The organism is Actinomycetota bacterium (assembly GCA_030776725.1).
Classification (GTDB): domain Bacteria; phylum Actinomycetota; class Nitriliruptoria; order Nitriliruptorales; family JAHWKO01; genus JAHWKW01.
In genome coordinates, this window is record JALYHG010000056.1 from 1 (window position 1) to 5,959 (window position 5,959).

Here is a 5,959-nt window from a genome sequence, read left to right on the forward strand (position 1 = left end):
TGCTCCGGGTCGAGGGCACCGATCGGGACGGCAAGCGGCTGCGGGTGGCTGGAACGGTGCTCCAACCGGTGGGACGGGAGCGGATCGTCGAGGTGTGGAACGTCCCCGTCGACGTCGAGCCCACGCGCTACATGGCCTTCTTCCGTTACGAAGACCGTCCCGGCATCATCGGCAGGGTTGGGACGATCCTCGGTGAAGGCGACGTGAACATCGCGAATATGCAGGTAGGGCGATTGGCCGCCGGGGGCGAGGCGATCATGGTCATGTCCCTCGACCAGCCCGTTGGTCGTGAGGTCCTCGACCGGATCGTCGCGGACATCGGCGCCTTCGAGGCCCGAGCCATCATATTGGATGACCACGCCACGACGACCTGACTACGGAGACGCTCAGGCGGACCCGACTGCCCCGCTCAGCTTCGCGCTCACGGTAAGAGCGGCCCTGCTCACGTGGGCGACGACAGGCCTTCGAGCATTGCCGCGGTGACCGGCTCGAACAGGCTCGGGGCGAGATTGTCGTCGATGGGCAGGACAGCATCGGTGCGGCCGCGTACCTGAGCGAGGATGAGTGCCGGGTCGTTCACGTCGACGATGGACAGGGCGGGGATGCCACGCTCGACGGCAGCGCCAGCCATCCCGTGGTCACCGACGACGAGATCAGGCAGCGCGTCGCGTGCCGCCAGCTCCGCCAGCATGGCCTCCATGAGCCCACTCCTGTGGGTGTGCATGAGCTCGCCTCCCGAGAAGGCACACGCGACGTCGTCGAGGAATCTGATCCCCAGCTTGCGGTCTCCCTGCTCCATGAGGTCCCTGATGTCGTCGAGCGGCTTTAGGGCCTCGCAGCCGGCTGCGCGCAGTGCGCGGGCGATCGCCCCATAGTGCGGGAGTAGACCGGTCGGATGGCCGGTCGCGAGCAGGACGCGTCCCCCTTCGAGTGCGAACGCGGCCAGTCGGTCGCGGTGCAACCCGACCGCGGCCACGCACGCGTCGGGATCGATCCACCCCGGCCCGTCCCGGTCCCGGGTCGTCGCCGGTTCGCCGCACAGCTCCACGACGGCATCGACGACCTCCTGCTCGGTCGCAGTCCGCCAGTCCGACAGCCCAAAGGTGTAGTCGATGTGCCCCGCGGCGACCTTGCCGCAGTTGCCCAGGACATTGCCGGGCGACGTATTGACGTCACCGGCCAGACCGGCGCCGACCAGGTGCGCGCGCAGAGCGGCGGCATCGTCGGGCGCCAAGGGCACGGGTCCTCCTCTCGGAGCGAAGGTAACGAGTGGGCTGTGAGGGCTGCCACCTACCGCCACCCTCGCCGGACCTTGGACTACAGATCGGGCCGGGCGTCTGTGCACCTCGCGTTACGAGATTCGGACATTCCGACCGGTCACCGCCGATATTCCCGACCTCCGCACGGACGAAGGTTAGGCTTCCCTAAATACGACGAGGATGTTTCCCATGCGACGTTTGGCGCTGCTTACCCTCACGGCGGTACTGCTACTCGTCGGTTGCGCCGACGACAGGGGCGGCGGCCAGCGGGCCGGTAGCGGCGGCCAGGCAGACAGCGAGGCCCCGACCCGTTTGACCATCGCCGTGAGGCAGGACTTCGGGCCGCTGAACATCTTCGCCAGCCACGAGGAGGGTCTGACCGAGCTCGTCTACGACAAGCTGCTCGCGCCCTCGCCCTACATCAGCGAGCCGCAACCCTGGCTCGCTACCCGGGTGGTCGCCCTCGACCCCTCGACGTGGGAGGTGACCGTACGTGACGACGTCTCGTGGCACGACGGGGAGCGGTTCACAGCTGACGACGTGGCCTTCACCGTCGAGTACTTCAAGCGGGCACCGACCGGGCGTTGGACCCACCACGTCAGCGACGTCCCCGACATCTCGCAGGTCGAGGTGGTGGATCCGAGCACCGTCCGGCTGAGCTGCGCCTACCCCTGTCCGGAGGTCGGCACGGTCACGCTGGCCGACCTGCCGATCCTCCCCGAGCACGTCTGGCAGGGCATCGCCCAGCCCCGGCAGTTCACGGGGCTGCCCATCGGTACCGGCCCCTATCGGCTGGTCGACCACAGCCCCACGACGGGCTACCGATTCGAGGCGAACGAGCAGTACTTCGCCGGGCGCCACGCATCCGCGAGCTGCTCATGCCCGTTGTCCCCGACCCCTCAACCACCTTCACCGCCTTGCGCACGGGTGAGATCGACGCTGCCGACCGCCCCGTGCCCCCCGAGCTGCTCAGCGAGTTACGCAGCGCACGCGACATCGCCCTGATCCCCACCACCCCGCTGGAGTTCCCGGAGCTGCGGCTGAACTTTCAGCGCCCTCCCTTCGCGAACCATGACTTCCGCCGTGCTCTCGCGCTAGCGGTGGACCGCCAGGGGCTGCTCGACGTCGTCGCCCTCGGACAAGGCCACCCGGCCACGAAGGGCTACCCCCACCCCAACTCGCCCTGGACGAACCCGAACCTCCAGACCCTGCACGACCCGGCCGCGGCCCGGGCGATACTCGACGGTCTCGGCTTCGTTGACCGCAACGGTGACGGCGCCCGTGAGGCGCCCGACGGTGCGCCGCTTGTTTTCACCATTCAGGCCACCGCCACAGAGCCCCTCCACGTGCGCGCCGCCGAACTCCTCACCGAGCAGTTCCGCACGATCGGCGTCTCGGCCACCGTGAGCCGCGTGGACGCGGGCACCATCGACGCCCTGTTCCGGTCGCGGCAGTTCGACGCTTACGTGAATACGATCGCTGCGCACGGGGTCGCCGACCCGACCCAGTTCATCATGTCCCACCGCTCCGGCTACCTCTGGGACGCCCCCGAGGTCCCCTATCCGGCCTGGGACGCCCTCTACGAGCGGTGGCGGCAGGCCGCGACCCTCGACGAGCGCACGAAGATCCTGTTCGAGATGCAGGAGCTCTTCAACCGGCAGCCGACCGCGATCCCGCTCTACTACCCGGACGTCTCCTACGGCGTGCGCAACGATGTCTACGACGGCTGGGTGGAGTCGCCCGGCTACGGCATCGTCCACAAGTGGTCGCTGCTGCCGCGCGAGGTGGCCCGCGGCGCCCATGCCATCGTCGATCCGGGCGCCTCGTGATCTCCTCGCGGCGCCTGCGCGAGGTGACCGTCGGCCCGTTCGCCGGCCCGGTCCTGCCCGCGCGTGGAGATCGACCGTGAGCACGCGCCTGGGAACTCGGGCCTTGCGGCGCGCAGGCCAGTACGCGTTGGTGCTGTGGGTCGCGGCGACCCTGAACTTCGCGCTGCCGCACCTCGCGCCCGGAGACCCGGTCGATTACCTGTACGGGGGCGCGGGGGCCAACCTCACGTCTGAGCAGCTGGCGGAGATCCGGGCCGACTACGGCCTGGATCGCTCACTGCCCGGGCAGTACGCCGGGTTCTGGGTCGGGCTGGCCCGCGGCGACCTCGGCCTGTCCGTGCAGCACAACCGGCCGGTCACCGCCGTGCTACTCGACCAGCTCCCCTGGACGCTGGCGCTGGTCGGCCTCGCCACCGTGCTGTCCGCTGTGATCGGCACCCTGTTCGGCGCAGCCGCCGCGTGGCGGCGCGGCAGCCGCCGGGACTCCGGGCTGGTAGCCGGCGTGCTCGCAATCGATGCCATGCCGGGCTTTTGGATCGGCATGCTGCTGATTGCAGTTTTCGCGGTTGAGCTGGGCTGGTTCCCTTCGTTCGGCGCCGCGACGATCACCGCCGAGGGCGCCGCGTGGGCCGGACAGGTGCTGCGACGGCTCGTCCTGCCGGTGGCAACGATCACGCTGGCCACGCTAGGGGCAACCTTCCTGCTAGCGCGTGCGGCGATGGTGTCGGTCCTTGACGAGCCTTTCGTGCGCCTGGCCCGTGCCAAGGGCCTGACCGAGCGGCGGATCGCCGTCCGTCACGCCCTGCGCAACGCGCTGCTGCCGGTCTACACCAACGTCACGCTGTCGGTGGGCGCGCTGCTGTCCGGCGCGGTGGTAGTCGAGACCGTGTTCGCCTATCCGGGGCTGGGGCGGCTCATCTACGACGCGGTCATCGCCCGTGACTACCCACTCCTACAGGGCGCATTTCTGCTGGTCACGATCGGGGTCGTGGCGGCCAACCTGGTCGCCGACCTGACCTACCCTCTGCTCGACCCCCGGGTGCGCCACAGCGGCGGGGCTCGTCCCGGCCCCACCGCCGAGGCGGTCACGTGACGGTCGCCGCGCCCCTGCGCGCCACTGCAGGCGGCCACTCGCGTGCGTTCGCGCTCACCGGGGCGGTCATCCTCGGGCTGCTGGTCACCGTCGCGCTCGCCGCGCCGCTGCTGGCGCCCTACGACCCGGTCGCCCGCGTCGGCCCGCCGTTCGCACCTCCCTCGGCCGACCACCCGCTGGGCACCAATGATGTCGGGCAGGACCTGCTCTCGGAGCTGCTGTTCGGTGCGCGCGTGTCCCTACTGATCGGCACCGTGGCGGCGCTGGCCGCCACCCTGATCGGGACAGGTGTCGGCGTGGTCGCCGGGTACGCCCGCGGCTGGCTGGACACCGCGCTGATGCGGCTGGTCGACGTGGTGTTGTCGCTGCCGGTCCTGCCGCTGACGATCGTGATCGGGGTGTTTCTCGGGCCCGGGCTGGCCACCCAGGTCTTCGTCATTGCCGCGGTCATCTGGGCTGGCGTCGCCCGCGAGCTGCGAGCGCAGGTCCTGTCCGTGCGCGAGCGAGACCACATCCAGGCCATCCGCGCCATGGGCGCCCGCGCCGGCTACGTGCTGCCGCGCCACGTCTTGCCGGCGGTCGCGCCGCTGGTCGTCCCCCAGTTCGTGCTGGCCACCAAGACCGCGATCCTGCTCGAGGCTTCCCTGGCGTTCCTCGGCCTCGGCAACGTGAACGCCAAGAGCTGGGGCACGATGCTGTTCTTCGCGCACGTTCGCAGCGCCTTTCTGACCGACGCGTGGCTGTGGTGGGTCATCCCGCCCGGGGTGGCCATCGCCGCGACGGTGCTTGCGTTCGCGCTGCTCGGCTCCGCGTTCGAGGAACGCGCCCGACCATCGCTACGAGACCTGCCTGCCCGCTCCGAGCAGGGTGACGCGGGCCGCCGCCTGTCGGCAGGCGGCACCATAGACGAGACCGGACCGCCGTCACCAGACGACCGGGAGCCGGGCTCGTCACCGAGCATCCCGACGGGCGCGCCCCTGCGCATCGAAGAGCTGACCGTCACCTACGGGGCCGGCCCCAACCAGGTCGTCGCCGTCGACCGGGTCAACCTGGCAGTCGCCGCCGGAGAACTGGTGGGCCTGATCGGCGAGTCCGGCAGCGGCAAGTCGACGGTCGCGGCGGCGGCCATCGGCCTGCTGTCGACGAGCGCGCGGGTCACCGGCGGCCGTGTCGTGGTGTGCGGGCACGACCTGACCGCGCTGCCTCCCAGCCAGTTGAGGCGGCTGCGCGGCGACCGGGTGGCGCTGATTCCCCAGGAGGCTATGAGCGCGCTCAACCCGGTTGTGACCGTCGGCGACCAGCTCGCGGAGGCTGTCACCGCCCACCAGCCGGTCGCCCGCGCCGTCGCCCGCGAGCGTGCCAAGGCACTGCTCGAGCTGGTCCGGATGGATCCCGACCGCGCCCGTGACTATCCCCACCAGCTGTCCGGTGGCATGCGCCAGCGCGTCGTGATCGCAATGGCTCTTGCCAACGACCCGGCCGTAGTGGTCGCTGACGAGCCGACCAGCGGCCTGGACGTCCTCGTCCAAGCGGACGTCCTCGATCTGCTCGACGACCTTCGCCGTCGACTCGGCCTCGCGCTGCTGGTCGTCTCCCACGACCTGCCGGTCGTGGAGCACATCGCCGACCGTATCGCGGTCATGCGCAGCGGAAGGTTGGTCGAGGTCGGACCAGCCGATCGTGTCAGCGCCGCTCCCCACCACCCTTACACCCGCCAGCTCGTCGAAGCCACGCTGCGGCTGCGACTGTCCCCGACCGAAGCGAGCAGGTCGTGACCG

The 5,959-nt window shown here is 70.3% G+C and carries 4 protein-coding genes and 1 pseudogene; 4 read left to right on the forward strand and 1 reads right to left on the reverse strand.

Features of this window, described 5'->3' with window-relative positions; all coding sequences use genetic code 11:
- A partial coding sequence (locus M3N57_02560) for an ACT domain-containing protein (protein ID MDP9021581.1) occupies positions 1 to 374 on the forward strand: 374 nt, incomplete at its 5' end.
- A gap of 68 nt (positions 375 to 442) precedes the next feature.
- Here M3N57_02560 and M3N57_02565 read toward each other — a convergent pair.
- Positions 443 to 1,240 (reverse strand): phosphatase, encoded by a 798-nt coding sequence (locus tag M3N57_02565; protein ID MDP9021582.1) that lies wholly within the window; start codon positions 1,238 to 1,240, stop codon positions 443 to 445.
- Between the two features lie 208 nt (positions 1,241 to 1,448).
- Here M3N57_02565 and M3N57_02570 point away from each other — a divergent pair.
- The 3 genes and pseudogenes from M3N57_02570 to M3N57_02580 all read left to right on the forward strand — a co-directional run bounded on the left by M3N57_02570 (position 1,449) and on the right by M3N57_02580 (position 5,956).
- Positions 1,449 to 3,088: pseudogene (locus M3N57_02570) on the forward strand (ABC transporter substrate-binding protein).
- Between the two features lie 76 nt (positions 3,089 to 3,164).
- Positions 3,165 to 4,181 (forward strand): ABC transporter permease, encoded by a 1,017-nt coding sequence (locus M3N57_02575; GenBank protein MDP9021583.1) that lies wholly within the window; start codon positions 3,165 to 3,167, stop codon positions 4,179 to 4,181.
- Complete coding sequence (locus M3N57_02580; protein ID MDP9021584.1) at positions 4,178 to 5,956, forward strand: dipeptide/oligopeptide/nickel ABC transporter permease/ATP-binding protein; 1,779 nt, start codon at positions 4,178 to 4,180, stop codon at positions 5,954 to 5,956. Before M3N57_02575 ends, M3N57_02580 begins: the two co-directional genes overlap by 4 nt.
- The last annotated feature ends 3 nt before the right edge of the window (positions 5,957 to 5,959 follow it).